Genomic DNA, 14,039 nt, shown 5'->3' with positions numbered 1-14,039 from the left:
GTGCTCCCCACCGACACGGTCTACGGCATCGCGGCCGACGCCTTCGACGCGGAGGCCGTGGCCCGGCTGCTCGCTGCGAAGGGACGTGGCCGCGAGATGCCGCCACCGGTGCTGGTCAGCACCGCGACCACGCTCGACGCACTCGCGACCAAGGTCCCCGACTACGCCCGGGCGCTGACCAACGCGTTCTGGCCCGGCCCGCTCACCCTGATCTGCCACGAGCAGGCCTCGCTGCGCTGGGACCTTGGCGACACCCGCGGCACCGTCGCCGTACGGATGCCGGACCACGAGCTGACCCGCGAGATCCTCGACCGGACCGGCCCGCTCGCGGTCAGCTCGGCCAACCTGACGGGCAGCCCGGCCGCGACCGACGCCGCCGAGGCCGCCGAGATGCTCGCGGACCGGGTGGCGGTGATCGTCGACGGCGGCACCAGCTCCGGCGGCGTCCCCTCGACCATCGTCGACGCCACGGGGGAGCGGCCCCGGCTGCTGCGGCTCGGCGCGATCACGGTCACCGAGCTCGACGAGGCGCTCGCCGAGACGGGGCTGACGGTCGAGACCGACGCCCCTGACGACAGCGCCGCGGACCCCGAGTAGCCCATGCGCGAGTACCTCGTCGTCTTCCTGGTCGCGGCCGCGGTGACCTACCTGCTGACCGTCATCGCCCGCGAGATCGCGGTCCGCACCGGAGCCGTCGCCAAGGTGCGGGACCGCGACGTGCACGCCGAGCCGGTGCCCTACCTCGGTGGTCTGGCGATGCTCGGCGGCCTGTTCGCCGCCTTCCTGGTCGCCCGCGAGCTGCCGTTCCTCTCCGGCAGCCAGTCGTTCGTCTTCGAGGACGCCCTGTCGGTGCTGGTCGCCGGTGCCCTCGTCTGTGCCGTGGGGGTGCTCGACGACATCTTCGACCTCGACGCGCTCACCAAGTTCGGCGGCCAGGTGGTCGCGGTCGGCGTCCTCGTGTACTCGGGGGTGCAGTTCCTGTACTTCTACCAACCGGACGGGGTCAGCTTCAGCCTCGACCCGACCCAGGGGGCGCTGCTCACCGCGTTCGTGGTGATCGCGACGATCAACGCGGTCAACTTCATCGACGGCCTCGACGGCCTCGCCGCAGGGGTGATCGGGATCGGCGCAGCCGCCTTCTTCCTGTTCTGCTACCTGATGACCGTCGTCAACGACGTGGAGCGGGCGACGACCGCGTCCCTCCTCTCCGCCGCACTGGCGGGCGCGTGCGCCGGGTTCCTCGTCCACAACTTCCATCCCGCTCGGATCTTCATGGGCGACAGCGGCTCGATGCTGATCGGTCTCGTGATGTCCTCGTGCGCGGTGACGATGACGACCCAGTACTCCGACCTCGACTTCACCAGCGGCATCGACGGCGATCGCGCCAACCTGCTGCCGCTGCTCCTGCCGGTCATGCTTCCGATCCTCATCCTCGTGGTCCCTCTCGCGGACCTGGTGCTCGCCGTGTTCAGGCGGACGGCGGCCGGCCGGTCCCCGTTCGCGCCGGACAAGCTGCACCTCCACCACCGGCTGCTGGAGATCGGGCACTCCCACCGCAAAGCGGTCATCATCATGTGGATGTGGGCGGCGCTGGTCGGGTTCGGTGCCGTCCTGGTCAGCCTGTTGACCGGCCCGGTCGTCGTGATCAGCGGCGCGGTCGGCCTGGTCGTCACGGTCGGCGTGACCCTCGTGGCGCCGCGGTTCCGCCGGTACAAGGACGTCGCGGCCCGGCTCGAGGTGACCGATCGGGAGCCGGCGTAGGGGAGCGGTCCGGACCCCGATTCGAACGCTCCCAGACTTTGTGATAACTTTCACGAGCACTCACAGAGTGCCCAGGAAGAGCCAGTGAACCACCGCTGAAGGGCGGCCGCCGATGCTGACGACCACCACCCCGGGACCGCTGGTCTTCGCGGCCGCGGTGACCACCGTGGTCGGTGTGCTGGTGGTGCTGGTGGCCGCGCTCGCGAGCGGCGAGGCGGCGTCGTACGGCGCCCTCGTCGGCACCGCGATCGCGCTGGTCGTGTTCTCCTTCAGCGCCTTCGCTGTCGATGCCGTCGCCCGGCTGATGCCGGTGGCCTCGCTCATGGTCGCGCTGCTGACCTACACGATGCAGGTCCTGCTCATGCTGGTCGTCTTCGTCGGTCTCAACCGGTCCGGCGCGCTCGACGACACGCTCGACCGGGAGTGGCTCGGCGGGTCCATCATCGTCGGCGTGCTGGTGTGGACCTTCGCCCAGCTGACCGCCTCGGCGAAGGAGCGGATCCCGGCCTACGACACGCACGACGAGGCACCCTCGGAGGGTGTTCGTCCGGCAGCGGAGGGCGGTGCGCGATGACCTTCACCGGCTGCTATTGTCCGGGGCGCAATGAGTCAGCCCGAGGAGAAGCCGAAGGGCGATCCGTGGCATGCGTTCGGCTACATCGTGGCCGGGGTCGGGTTCTACGGGTTCCTGGGTTGGCTTGCGGACCAGTGGCTCGGCACCGGTTACCTCGTGGGCATGGGCATCGTCGTGGGGGCCGGGTTGGGGATCTACCTGACGCTCGCCCGCTTCCAGCCGTTCCGGCCAACAGACACCGAGCAAGACATGCAGGACGAGTAGAGGAGACCTGGTGAACGTCGCAGGCAGCACCATTGCCGCCGAAGGGTTCGGCGCTCCTGGCCCGGCCAACTTCCAGTACCCGGAGCTGTTCTCCGTCGGCGGGGTCGACGTGACCAAGCCGATGGTCCAGCTGGTGCTGGCCGCCGCGCTGATCTCCGCGTTCCTGATCATCGCCGCGCGCGGTCGCTCGCTGGTGCCCGGCCGGCTGCAGTTCGCCGGCGAGGGCGCCTACGGCTTCGTGCGCAACAGCGTCGGTCGCGACATCATCGGCAGCCACGACTTCCAGCGGTTCGTGCCCTACCTGGTCGCGCTCTTCTTCTTCGTCCTCGTCAACAACCTGTTCGCGAGCATCCCGTTCATCCAGTTCCCGACCTTCAGCCGCGCGAGCATGGCTTACGCCCTGGCCGGGCTCTCCTGGATCGTCTACAACGCGGTCGGCATCCACAAGCACGGACTCCTGGGCTACCTCAAGCTCCAGTGCGTGCCGTCCGGTGTCGGTCCGGCGATGCTGCCGCTGCTGGTCCCGCTGGAGTTCTTCTCCAACATCCTGGTCCGCCCCGCGACGCTGGCGCTGCGTCTCTTCGCCAACATGTTCGCCGGCCACCTGCTGCTGATCCTGTTCGCGACCGGTGGTCTCTACCTCATCTCCGACTACGGCGGCGCGATCGGATACGTCTCCGGCGCCGCAGCGTGGATCCTCGCGATCGCCATCAGCTTCCTGGAGATGCTGGTCCAGTTCCTCCAGGCCTACGTCTTCGTCCTGCTGAACGCCATGTACATCCAGGGCGCGCTCGCAGACGAGCACTGACCCACCCCAGATCCACACAGACCCCCCTTAGACCCAACTCAACAACCGCAGTAACAACCGAAAGGAAAAGCCGTGGAAGGCTCCGCAAACATGATCGGCTACGGCCTGGCCGCGATCGGTCCGGGCATCGGCATCGGCCTGATCTTCGCCGCTTACATCAACGGCGTTGCTCGTCAGCCGGAGGCGCAGAGCCGCCTGCAGTCCATCGCGATCCTGGGCTTCGCGCTCGCCGAGGCGTTGGCGATCATCGGTATCGCGCTCGCGTTCGTCCTCTAGAGCGCGTCCGCGCTGCGATAGGTCAAGTCCATGAAGTCACTGTTCCTCATCCTCGCGGAGGGTGATGAAGGCGGCCACACGCCGGAGAGCCCGCTCGCTGTCGAGCCCGTTGAGATCGTGCTCTCGCTCGTCGTGTTCGCCATCCTCTTCTACGTCATCTGGAAGTTCGTCGTACCGAACTTCGAGAAGACGTACGCCGAGCGCACGGCGGCTATCGAGGGCGGCCTGGCCGCGGCCGAGACCAAGCAGGCCGAGGCCGACGCCAAGCTTGCTGAGCTCGAGGCTCAGCTCGCCGACGCCCGGCACGAGGCGGCGCGCATCCGCGAGGAGGCGCGCGAGCAGGGAGCGGCGATCATCGCCGAGATGCGGGAGCAGGCCCAGGCCGAGTCCACCCGCATCGTCGAGCACGGCAAGGCGCAGATCGAGGCCGAGCGCCAGCAGGCGGTCACCTCCCTGCGCGCCGAGGTCGGCTCCCTTGCGACGAACCTCGCTGGTCGGATCGTGGGCGAGTCCCTCGATGACGACGAGCGTCAGGGTCGCGTCGTGGAGCGGTTCCTCGCCGAGCTCGAGACCGGGACCCCGGGGGCGAACTGATGCTGGCGTTCCGAGCGGCGTCCAACGAGGCCGTGGCCGCGCTGATCGACCAGGTCGGCGGCTCGGCGACGGTCGCTGACGACCTGTTCGCGGTGGCGGCGACCCTCCGGTCGGAGGGTGCGCTCCGGCGCTTCGCCACCGACTTCGCGCTCCCGGTCGAGGCCAAGTCCGGCCTCGTCTCGGAGCTGTACGACGGCAAGGTCGACCCGGCGACGCTCGGGTTGCTCAAGGGCGCGGTGGCTCGTCGGTGGACGCGCACCCGCGACCTTGCCGACGCGCTCGAGTACGTCGGGGTCGTGGCCGCCGTCCGCTCGGCGGGCGACGACGCGGACCGGCTCGTCGACGAGCTGTTCTCGGTGCGCAGCGTCGTCAACGAGAACAGCGACCTCCGCAACGCGCTGTCGGACCACGCCCGCAGCGCGGCCGACAAGGCGGCGCTGGTGGACTCCTTGCTCGAGGGCAAGGTGCTCCCGGCCACGGTCGCCCTCGTCAAGCAGGCGCTGGCCGGCAGCTACCGCAGTGTCGCCGTCGCGCTGGAGGACTTCGAGAAGATCGCCGCCGACGTGCGCGGTCGTGACGTCGCGACGGTCCGAGTGGCCCGGCCGCTCGGCGCGGGGGAAGAGCAGCGGCTGACGGCCGCACTGACGGCGCAGTACGGCCGCCCGGTGCACCTCAACGTCGTCGTCGACCCCGACGTCATCGGCGGCATCAAGGTCGAGATCGGTGGCGACGTCATCGACGGCACGACCCCCACCCGCCTCGACGACGCCCGCCGCAAGATCGCCGGCTGACCCGGCCCCACCTGACTGACCTACGACTTAAGCAGAGAAGAGAGAAGGCGACTTCCGATGACAGAACTCTCCATCCGTCCGGATGAGATTCGCGACGCCCTCGCCAAGTACGTCGCGGACTACAAGCCCGACGCGGCGAGCAAGGAGGAGGTCGGCACCGTCGCCTCCGCCGGTGACGGCATCGCCCGCGTCAGCGGCCTGCCGTCGGCGATGGCCAACGAGCTCCTGGAGTTCGAGGACGGCACCCGCGGCCTCGCCCTCAACCTCGAGGAGCGCGAGATCGGCGTCGTCATCCTCGGTGACTTCGACAAGATCGAGGAGGGCCAGACGGTCCGCCGCACCGGTGAGGTGCTGTCGGTCCCGGTCGGCAGCAACTTCCTCGGCCGCGTCGTCGACCCGCTCGGCAACCCGATCGACGGCCTGGGCGAGATCGAGGCCGAGGGTCGCCGCATCCTGGAGCTCCAGGCTCCGGGCGTGATGGCGCGCAAGTCGGTCCACGAGCCGCTCGCGACGGGCATCAAGGCGATCGACGCGATGACACCGATCGGCCGTGGCCAGCGCCAGCTGATCATCGGTGACCGCTCGACCGGCAAGACCACGGTCGCGATCGACACGATCATCAACCAGAAGCAGAACTGGGACTCCGGCGACCCGACCAAGCAGGTGCGCTGCATCTACGTCGCCATCGGACAGAAGGGCTCGACCATCGCCGCCGTGCGGGGCGCCCTCGAGGAGGCCGGCGCGCTGGAGTACACCACGATCGTCGCCTCCCCGGCGTCCGACTCCGCGGGCTTCAAGTACCTCGCCCCCTACACCGGTTCGGCCATCGGTCAGCACTGGATGTACGACGGCAAGCACGTCCTCATCGTGTTCGACGACCTGACCAAGCAGGCCGAGGCCTACCGCGCCGTGTCGCTGCTGCTGCGTCGTCCGCCGGGCCGCGAGGCCTACCCGGGTGACGTCTTCTACCTGCACTCCCGGCTGCTCGAGCGGTGCGCGAAGCTGTCCGACGAGCTCGGCGCGGGCTCGATGACCGGCCTGCCGATCATCGAGACGAAGGCCAACGACGTGTCGGCCTACATCCCGACCAACGTCATCTCGATCACCGACGGTCAGATCTTCCTGCAGTCCGACCTGTTCGCCGCCAACCAGCGGCCCGCGATCGACGTCGGCATCTCGGTGTCGCGCGTGGGTGGCTCGGCCATGACCAAGGCGATGAAGTCGGTGACCGGTTCGCTCAAGGTCGACCTGGCGCAGTACCGCGCGATGGAGGCGTTCGCGATGTTCGCGTCCGACCTCGACGCGGCCTCCCGTCAGCAGCTCGACCGCGGGCAGCGCCTGATGGCCCTCCTGAAGCAGCCGGCCTACTCGCCGTACCCGCTCGAGGAGATGACCGTCTCGCTGTGGCTCGGCACCTCCGGCAAGCTCGACAAGGTGCCGACCGAGGACGTGCTGCGCTTCGAGCGTGAGTTCCTCGACTACCTCCGCCGCTCGCACGAGGGCATCCTCGCCGCGATCCGCGAGAGCCTGAAGTTCGAGGACGAGGCTGGCCTCGAGTCGGCGTACGACTCCTTCCTCGACCAGTTCGAGACCTCGGAGGGTGGCAGCATCAAGGTCGGGCACGAGCCCGAGGCCGAGGCGCTTGCTGACGACGAGCTCGAGCAGGAGCAGATCGTCAAGCAGAAGCGAGGCTGACCCACCATGGCCGTATCGCTGCGTGAGTACCGCGCGCGGATCAAGTCGACAGAGTCGATGAAGAAGATCACGCGCGCCATGGAGCTCATCGCTGCGTCCCGGATCATCAAGGCGCAGCAGCGGGCTCAGCAGGCCGCGCCGTACGCCCGGGAGCTCACCCGAGCCGTGTCGGCGGTCGCGACGTTCTCGAACGTCGACCACCCGTTGACGCACGAGGAGGAGAACCCGAAGCGGGCGGCGGTGCTCGTCATCACGAGCGACCGCGGTCTCGCCGGCGCGTACTCCTCGAGCGTGCTCAAGGAGGTCGAGCGGCTCTCGGAGCGCCTGCGCGAAGAGGGCAAGGAGATCGACTACTTCCTCGCCGGTCGCAAGGCGGTGGCGTACTTCAAGTTCCGCCAGCGGCCGTTCGTCGACTCCTGGACCGGGTTCTCCGACCAGCCGTCGTACGACGTCGCCGCGCAGATCGGGCGGGCGCTGATCGACGCGTTCCTGAAGCAGCAGGGCGAGGAGGGTGACGTCGACGAGGTCCACATCGTCTACACCCGCTTCCGCTCGATGCTGGTGCAGGAGCCGACCGCCGTTCGGCTGCTGCCGCTGGAGGTCGTCGAGGGGGAGGAGCCTCCCGGCGAGGCCGAGCTGCTTCCGCTCTACGAGTTCGAGCCGTCGGCTGCCGAGGTGCTCGACGGGCTGCTTCCGCAGTACGTCCAGAGCCGGATCTTCTACAGCCTGCTCCAGGCCGCGGCGTCCGAGCTGGCCGCCCGGCAGAAGGCGATGAAGTCCGCGACGGACAACGCCGAGGAGCTCATCAAGAAGTTCACCCGGATCGCCAACCAGGCGCGCCAGGCGGGCATCACCCAGGAAATCAGCGAGATCGTCGGTGGCGTCAACGCGCTGGCCGACGCTCAGGCCGCTGCGAACGACTGATCACCGACCGACCACGAAGTACTGACCCACAGAGTTTTGGGAGAACACAATGACTGCAACCGCTGAAGAGAACGTCGACGTTCGCACCGTCGGTCGGATCGCGCGGGTCATCGGCCCGGTCGTCGACATCGAGTTCCCCGGCGACGCGATGCCGGAGATGTACAACAAGCTCGAGGTCGACGTGACCCTCGCCGGCGAGACCACGACCCTCCCGCTCGAGGTCGCCCAGCACATCGGCGACGGCCTGGTCCGCGCCATCTCGCTGAAGCCGACCGACGGCCTGGTCCGTGGGTCCGAGGTGCGCGACACCGGCGGCCCGATCACCGTCCCGGTCGGCGACGTGACGCTCGGCAAGGTGTTCAACACCACCGGTGACTGCCTCAACCTGGAGCCCGGCGAGACCCTCGACGTCAAGGAGCGGTGGGGCATCCACCGCAAGGCGCCGGCGTTCGACCAGCTCGAGTCGAAGACCCAGATGTTCGAGACCGGCATCAAGGTCATCGACCTGCTCACGCCGTACGTCCAGGGCGGCAAGATCGGCCTGTTCGGTGGTGCCGGCGTCGGCAAGACCGTGCTCATCCAGGAGATGATCGCCCGCGTCGCGAAGGACCACGGTGGTGTGTCCGTGTTCGCCGGCGTCGGCGAGCGCACCCGTGAGGGCAACGACCTCATCGTCGAGATGGAGGAGGCCGGCGTCATCGGCCAGACCGCCCTCGTCTTCGGCCAGATGGACGAGCCGCCGGGCACGCGTCTCCGGGTCGCGCTCTCCGCGCTCACCATGGCGGAGTACTTCCGTGACGTGCAGAAGCAGGACGTGCTGCTGTTCATCGACAACATCTTCCGGTTCACGCAGGCCGGTTCCGAGGTCTCGACGCTGCTCGGCCGGATGCCGTCCGCGGTGGGCTACCAGCCGAACCTCGCCGACGAGATGGGCACGCTTCAGGAGCGGATCACCTCGACCCGCGGTCACTCGATCACCTCGATGCAGGCGATCTACGTGCCGGCGGACGACTACACCGACCCGGCTCCGGCGACGACCTTCGCCCACCTGGACGCGACCACCGAGCTCTCGCGCGAGATCGCCTCGCTCGGTATCTACCCCGCCGTGGACCCGCTGACGTCGACCTCGCGGATCCTCGACCCGCAATACATCGGTCAGGCGCACTACGACTGCGCGATCCGGATCAAGCAGATCCTGCAGCGCAACAAGGAGCTGCAGGACATCATCGCGATCCTCGGTGTCGACGAGCTGTCCGAGGAGGACAAGATCATCGTCAGCCGGGCCCGCCGGATCCAGCGGTTCCTGTCGCAGAACACCTACGTCGCCAAGCAGTTCACCGGCATCGAGGGCTCGACGGTTCCCGTGGCCGACACCATCGAGGCGTTCAACAAGATCGCCGACGGTGAGTACGACCACGTCGCCGAGCAGGCGTTCTTCATGTGCGGTGGTCTCGACGACGTCGAGGCCAAGTGGGCGCAGATCCAGAAGAGCCTCTGACATGGCCGACCACAAGGGCGCCGCTGGCTCCGAGGCGCTGCACGTCGAGCTCGTCGCCGCGGACCGCACCGTGTGGTCCGGCGACGCGGCGATGGTGATCGCGCGGACGAAGGAGGGTGACCTCGGTGTGCTCCGCGACCACGCTCCGGCGCTGTCGCTGCTCGCCGAGGCCGTCGTCGAGATCCAGGTCGAGGGCACCGACGACGTGGTCGTCGCCGCCGTCGACGGTGGGTTCCTCTCCGTGGCCCACAACCGGGTGTCGATCCTCTCCGAGCACATCGAGCTCGGCGAGGAGATCCACGTGGAGCGGGTCAAGGCCGAGCTCGAGGAGGCCCGTGGCCTGATCGGCGCGAACAACGAGGCCGAGCGCCGCGTTCGCCACGCCGAGGCGCGGCTTCGTGCTGCTGAGAAGGTCTCCTCAGGCGCAAGCCACTAGCTGCTGACACGTCGATGGCTTGGTGGGAGTGGCTGCTCGACGTCTCGGGCATCGCGCTGCTCCTGCTGCTGGCCTACGGCGTCGGCCTGGTGCTGCGACGCCGGATCCTGGCCCGACACGGCGGCACGTTCGAGCTGAGCCATCGCCTCCGCAACGACACCGCCGGGCGCGGCTGGGTGCTCGGCATGGGGCGCTACTCCGGCGAGAAGCTCGAGTGGTTCCGGATCTTCACGTTGTGGCCCCGGCCCAAGGCGGTCTGGTACCGCGACCAGCTGATGTACGACGGTCGGCGCGAGCCCGTCGGAGCCGAGCAGGCCTCGCTCTACCCCGACCACGTCGTCATCCGCTGCGCGATGCGCTCCGGTGAGGTCGAGTTCGCGATGAGTCCGGCCTCCCTCACCGGCTTCCAGGCGTGGCTGGAGGCCAAGCCGCCCGGGACCGACTGGAACCGGTAGTCACCCGCAGCCGGGCGCTCAGTCGAAGAGCCCGCGGATGTCGTCGGCGTCGAGTGAGGTGCTCATCGCGCCCTCGCCGTCGATGACCTGGGCGAAGAGCTCGGCCTTGCGGTTCTTGAGCTCCATCACCTTCTCCTCGATGGTGTCGGTGGCCACCAGCCGGTAGACGTGCACGTGCGCGGTCTGGCCGATCCGGTGCGCCCGGTCGACGGCCTGCGCCTCGGCGGCCGGGTTCCACCACGGGTCGAGCACGAACACGTAGTCCGCCTCGGTGAGCGTGAGCCCGACACCACCGGCCTTGAGCGAGATCAGGAACACCGGCGCCCCGCCGGCGCGGAACTCGTCGATGACGGCGCCCCGGTCGCGGGTGGATCCGTCGAGGTAGATGGCTCCGATGTCCTCGGCCGCCAGCCGCTCACGCACCCGGCCGAGGAACGACGTGAACTGGCTGAACACGAGCGCCCGGTGTCCCTCGGCGGTGATCTCCTCGAGGTGGTCGACGAGCAGGTCGAGCTTGGCCGACCCGACGGAGTCGTGGGCGGCGTCGACCAGGGCAGGGTCCAGCGCGAGCTGCCGGAGCTTGGTGAGCGCGGAGAAGATCGCGACCCGGTTGCGGTCGAAGTCCTCGACCAGCCCGAGGATCCGCTGCCGCTCCTTCGCCAGGTGGGTGTCGTAGATCTTGCGGTGCCGGGGCTCGAGGACGACGTCGAGCACCTGCTCCTGCTTCGGCGGCAGGTCGCGGGCGACCAGCTCCTTGGTCCGGCGCAGCAGGAACGGCCGGATCCGGGCGCGGAACCGAGCCAGCGCGGCCCGGTCGCCGCTGCGCTCGACGGGTCGGGCGACGCGCTCGTTGAACTGGCGCGGCCACGGATAGAGGCCGGGCACCGTGATCGACAGCAGCGCCCACAGCTCCATCAGCCGGTTCTCGAAAGGAGTTCCGGTGACCGCGAGCTTGAAGGGAGCCTCGATGGTGCGGACCGCGGCGTACGTCTTGCTCTGGTGGTTCTTGACCTGCTGCGCCTCGTCGAGCACGAGCCCGCCCCAACCCACCGCGGCGTAGCGCGCGTGCGCCAGCCGCAGCACGGTGTAGGTGGTCACGACCACGTCGCTGTCGGCGGCGATCGCAGCCACGTCGTCGGTACGACGCCCGCACACGCCCACCCGCAGCCCCGGCGCATGCCGCTCGGCCTCGTGCACCCAGGCGGTGACCACGCTCGTGGGCGCGACCACCAGGAACGGCCCGGCGTCGGGGCGCCGGTCGCGTGCGTGGCGGATCAGCGCCAGCACCTGCAGGGTCTTGCCGAGCCCCATGTCGTCGGCCAGGATCCCGCCCAGGCCGTGGTGCCACAGGAACGCGAGCCACCAGAATCCCTCGCGCTGGTAGGAGCGCAGCTCGGTCTCCAGCCCCGCAGGCTCCGGTCGGGGGATCTCGACCAGGTCGCGCAGCGCTTCGGCGCGGGCGACCCACTGGGCAGCCTGCGCGTCGACGATGCCGGTCTCGGCCAGCTGCGCCCACAGGCCGAGGTCGTGGGTGCCGACGCCGATCCTGCCGTCGTCGCTCTCGCGCAGCTCGGCCGCGGCCGCGACGACCTCGCGGAGCCGGTCGAACTCCGGGCGGTCGGTGGTGATGAAGAGCCCGCTGGGGAGCACGAGGAACTCGTGCTCCAGGGTGAGCGCCGCGATCACCTCGGGCAGCGGCACCCGCTCGCCCTCGACGTTGACGGTCACCTCGAGGTCGAGCCAGTCGGTGTGGTCGGCGCCCTCCTCGGGCTCGACCACGTCGAAGCTGATCTCGGGCGCGGAGGTGGCCTCCCGGAAGTCGGGACGCTGCTCCTCGACCACCTCGACGTCGGGCGTCTCGCGCAGGTGGGGGAGGTCGTGGATCGCCAGGGACAGGGCGTCGCCACCTCGCACCGTGCCGCGGCCGAGGAGCTCGGCGGGCACCGTCGCCCGGATCGCCGCCTCGGCGCGCCGGTCGCGCAACCCGCCGAGCCGGTCGCGCGACTCGAGGTGGCAGCGGACGGCGTCGTAGCGCCACTCCCAGGTCAGCTCGGCCACCGTCGAGCTCTGCCAGCCGACCGTGACGAGCAGCGTCGGGCGCAGCGGCGGGGGCACCTCGACCGATCCGTCGGGGGAGCGCACCGTGACGTGCCGCAGCAGGCCGGCGATCCGCTCGCGGAACGTGTCGAGGTCCGCGGCCGGCGCCTCCAGGGGGTCCTCCTCGATCAGCCGACGGGCCACCAGGGGAACGTCCCTCTCGAGCTCGGCGACCTGGAGGTGCCCGTCGTCGAGCAGCGCGACCACGCGGTCGCCGCCGAGGAGCTGCACCTGGGAGCCTCGCCGGAGCTCGCCGTCGACGTCGACCCCGAGGGTGAGCCGCACGGTCGTGCCGTCGCTGGTGATCTCGGCGCCCAGACCGACCGGCTTCTCACGGACCGTGACCGCGGTCAGCGGCGGGACCGGCACCAGCTCGACCCCGGCGGCCTCGGCGGCGCGGAGCATCCGCGGCAGGTGGGGCCCGAACTGGCCGAGACCGGGAGCCGTGCCGGCCGCCTGGTAGCCGCGGTGTCGCTGCAGCGCGGACTGCAGCGCCCCGAGGGTGTCGGCCTGCTCGGGCGGGAGCCGCCGGGCCAGCACCAGCCCGGGGACGTCGGACCAGTCGGCGCCGGACTTGACCCAGGCCTGCTTGGCGCCCGGCCGCATCGGACGCAGACCCAGCAACGGCCCGTCGTCGCGGAAGGAGTAGATCCGACGCTCCTCGAGCGTGAAGTGCAGGGACAGCGGGATCTGGTCGACGTCGTGGTCGGCCGTCCGCGCCAGGTCGTCGACCAGCGATCCCAGCTGTCGCTCCCACTCCGGCACCCGCGCGCCGGTGGTGTGGCCCTCGCGCATGCTCAGCGCGACCGCCGCGCCGTGCTTGCACATGTTGCGTACGGGGCACGTGCAGAGGCTGAAGATCCACCCGTTGGTGCGCGCGCGGCTGCGGCCGCTCGGGCGGCCGAGCTCGCAGTGCAGCTGGACGTGGTAGGGCGCCGGCGCGCTGCCTTGGACGTAGGCCGTCGCCGTCACCGACCCGGCGCTGAGCTGCTGCAGCTGGGGCGGGCCGTCGAGGCGGTCGAGGTAGCCGTGGGCGCGCTCGAGCGTCTCGGGAGCGAAGTGCTCCTCGAGGAAGTCGTCGGTGAGAGAGGCGAGGATGTCCACGGCCCGCCCATCGTGGCACGCAGTCACGACAGCGCAGTGCGGCCATCCACAGGCCGCCGACTAGTCCGTCGCCGTCCCCAGGTGCCGCTCGGGGTGGGCGGCCACGTAGTCCCGCACCGGCACCGGAGCAGGCTCCCGGTAGCCGATCGGCAGCCACAGGTCGCCGATGGTCGACAGGTAGACGATCTGCCACCGCACCAGCGCCTCCAGCACCCGGGGGTCGCGCTCGAGGATCGAGGCGTAGGCGAGGATGCCGTCGACGTACCCCCGGTGGTTGTTGTAGCGCAGGAGCGCGTTCTCGACGCCCGGCCCGGTGACGGTGCCGGTGCCGCCGCCGTTGGCTGCGAGGTAGTTGGCCGCGCCGAGGATCGCGTCGTGCGGGTCGGTGACGTCGCCCTCGCCGTAGGCCGCCCAGGTCGAGGGGATGAACTGCATCGGCCCCTGGGCGCCGGCCGTCGACAGTCCGCGGATCTTGCCGAAGCCGGTCTCGACCAGGTTGATCGCGGCGAGCAGCTCCCAGGCGACGCCGTGGGTCCGCTCGCCCTCGCGGTAGAACCGCAGCAGGTCGGCGGTCGGAGCAGGTTCGACGATCTCCCAGGCCGGCACCTCGTCGGAGAGCGTCGTCAGCACGCTGCGCAGCGAGTGCCGCGCAGTGAGGTGGGCGTCGAGGTCTGCCCGGTGCTGACGGGGTACGGCGGCGCGCACCGCCGCCACCCACGCCGGTCTGCGCGCGAGCTGCCGGTAGAGCAGCTGGGTCTCGAA

Annotated in this window: 15 protein-coding genes; 13 read left to right on the top strand and 2 right to left on the bottom strand. The window is 69.9% G+C overall.

The features are described 5' to 3' along the window. The 13 genes from H0488_RS16170 to H0488_RS16110 all read left to right on the top strand — a co-directional run. Positions 1–597 (top strand): L-threonylcarbamoyladenylate synthase (locus H0488_RS16170; protein WP_183100292.1); only part of this gene is annotated, 597 nt, incomplete at its 5' end. A 3-nt stretch (positions 598–600) separates the two neighbouring features. Continuing rightward, positions 601–1,761: a glycosyltransferase family 4 protein gene (locus H0488_RS16165; RefSeq protein WP_183100291.1), complete on the top strand. Its 1,161-nt coding sequence runs from the start codon at positions 601–603 to the stop codon at positions 1,759–1,761. 112 nt (positions 1,762–1,873) lie between these two features. Beyond that, complete coding sequence (locus H0488_RS16160) at positions 1,874–2,335, top strand: hypothetical protein (protein WP_183100290.1); 462 nt, start codon at positions 1,874–1,876, stop codon at positions 2,333–2,335. A gap of 30 nt (positions 2,336–2,365) precedes the next feature. Then, a complete protein-coding gene (locus tag H0488_RS16155) occupies positions 2,366–2,599 on the top strand; it encodes a hypothetical protein (protein ID WP_183100289.1) in 234 nt (77 codons plus the stop codon). 10 nt (positions 2,600–2,609) lie between these two features. Beyond that, a complete protein-coding gene (gene atpB / locus H0488_RS16150) occupies positions 2,610–3,407 on the top strand; it encodes a F0F1 ATP synthase subunit A (protein ID WP_312856381.1) in 798 nt (265 codons plus the stop codon). 90 nt (positions 3,408–3,497) lie between these two features. Further along, positions 3,498–3,683 (top strand): ATP synthase F0 subunit C, encoded by a 186-nt coding sequence (atpE, locus tag H0488_RS16145; protein WP_141007692.1) that lies wholly within the window; start codon positions 3,498–3,500, stop codon positions 3,681–3,683. 30 nt (positions 3,684–3,713) lie between these two features. Next, complete coding sequence (locus H0488_RS16140; RefSeq protein WP_183100288.1) at positions 3,714–4,277, top strand: F0F1 ATP synthase subunit B; 564 nt, start codon at positions 3,714–3,716, stop codon at positions 4,275–4,277. After that, positions 4,277–5,068, top strand: a complete 792-nt coding sequence (locus H0488_RS16135; RefSeq protein WP_183100287.1) for a F0F1 ATP synthase subunit delta — start codon at positions 4,277–4,279, stop codon at positions 5,066–5,068. Before H0488_RS16140 ends, H0488_RS16135 begins: the two co-directional genes overlap by 1 nt. A 57-nt stretch (positions 5,069–5,125) precedes the next feature. Then, complete coding sequence (gene atpA / locus H0488_RS16130; protein ID WP_183100286.1) at positions 5,126–6,763, top strand: F0F1 ATP synthase subunit alpha; 1,638 nt, start codon at positions 5,126–5,128, stop codon at positions 6,761–6,763. 6 nt (positions 6,764–6,769) lie between these two features. Then, positions 6,770–7,687: a F0F1 ATP synthase subunit gamma gene (locus tag H0488_RS16125; RefSeq protein ID WP_183100285.1), complete on the top strand. Its 918-nt coding sequence runs from the start codon at positions 6,770–6,772 to the stop codon at positions 7,685–7,687. A 49-nt stretch (positions 7,688–7,736) separates the two neighbouring features. Then, entirely contained in the window at positions 7,737–9,185 is a 1,449-nt protein-coding gene (gene atpD, locus H0488_RS16120; RefSeq protein WP_183100284.1) for a F0F1 ATP synthase subunit beta, read from the top strand. A gap of 1 nt (position 9,186) precedes the next feature. Next, complete coding sequence (locus tag H0488_RS16115) at positions 9,187–9,621, top strand: F0F1 ATP synthase subunit epsilon (protein WP_183100283.1); 435 nt, start codon at positions 9,187–9,189, stop codon at positions 9,619–9,621. A gap of 14 nt (positions 9,622–9,635) precedes the next feature. Then, positions 9,636–10,076 carry a DUF2550 domain-containing protein gene (locus H0488_RS16110; RefSeq protein ID WP_183100282.1) on the top strand — a complete coding sequence of 147 codons (441 nt, stop codon included), beginning with the start codon at positions 9,636–9,638 and terminating at the stop codon, positions 10,074–10,076. Positions 10,077–10,094: 18 nt separating this feature from the next. On the opposite strand, the gene H0488_RS24715 is transcribed toward H0488_RS16110, so the two are convergent. Together H0488_RS24715 and H0488_RS16100 are read right to left on the bottom strand one after the other, a co-directional pair. Further along, positions 10,095–13,277 carry a DEAD/DEAH box helicase gene (locus H0488_RS24715; RefSeq protein ID WP_183100281.1) on the bottom strand — a complete coding sequence of 1,061 codons (3,183 nt, stop codon included), beginning with the start codon at positions 13,275–13,277 and terminating at the stop codon, positions 10,095–10,097. Positions 13,278–13,337: 60 nt separating this feature from the next. Beyond that, positions 13,338–14,039: lytic transglycosylase domain-containing protein (locus tag H0488_RS16100; RefSeq protein ID WP_183100280.1), on the bottom strand; the 702-nt coding region annotated here is incomplete at its 5' end.

It is taken from the genome of Nocardioides pelophilus (genome assembly GCF_014180685.1).
In the GTDB taxonomy this organism is placed as follows: Bacteria; Actinomycetota; Actinomycetes; order Propionibacteriales; family Nocardioidaceae; genus Nocardioides; species Nocardioides pelophilus.
This window is presented reverse-complemented; position numbering and strand designations above follow the sequence as displayed.

Excerpts from the sequence above, each read along its gene's own strand:
- H0488_RS16165 (WP_183100291.1), top strand. The coding sequence starts at position 601 with ATGCGCGAGTACCTCGTCGTCTTCCTGGTCGCGGCCGCGGTGACCTAC.
- H0488_RS16160 (WP_183100290.1), top strand. The coding sequence starts at position 1,874 with ATGCTGACGACCACCACCCCGGGACCGCTGGTCTTCGCGGCCGCGGTG.
- H0488_RS16155 (WP_183100289.1), top strand. The coding sequence starts at position 2,366 with ATGAGTCAGCCCGAGGAGAAGCCGAAGGGCGATCCGTGGCATGCGTTC.
- atpE (WP_141007692.1), top strand. The coding sequence starts at position 3,498 with ATGATCGGCTACGGCCTGGCCGCGATCGGTCCGGGCATCGGCATCGGC.
- H0488_RS16140 (WP_183100288.1), top strand. The coding sequence starts at position 3,714 with ATGAAGTCACTGTTCCTCATCCTCGCGGAGGGTGATGAAGGCGGCCAC.
- H0488_RS16135 (WP_183100287.1), top strand. The coding sequence starts at position 4,277 with ATGCTGGCGTTCCGAGCGGCGTCCAACGAGGCCGTGGCCGCGCTGATC.
- atpA (WP_183100286.1), top strand. The coding sequence starts at position 5,126 with ATGACAGAACTCTCCATCCGTCCGGATGAGATTCGCGACGCCCTCGCC.
- H0488_RS16125 (WP_183100285.1), top strand. The coding sequence starts at position 6,770 with ATGGCCGTATCGCTGCGTGAGTACCGCGCGCGGATCAAGTCGACAGAG.
- atpD (WP_183100284.1), top strand. The coding sequence starts at position 7,737 with ATGACTGCAACCGCTGAAGAGAACGTCGACGTTCGCACCGTCGGTCGG.
- H0488_RS16115 (WP_183100283.1), top strand. The coding sequence starts at position 9,187 with ATGGCCGACCACAAGGGCGCCGCTGGCTCCGAGGCGCTGCACGTCGAG.
- H0488_RS16110 (WP_183100282.1), top strand. The coding sequence starts at position 9,636 with ATGGCTTGGTGGGAGTGGCTGCTCGACGTCTCGGGCATCGCGCTGCTC.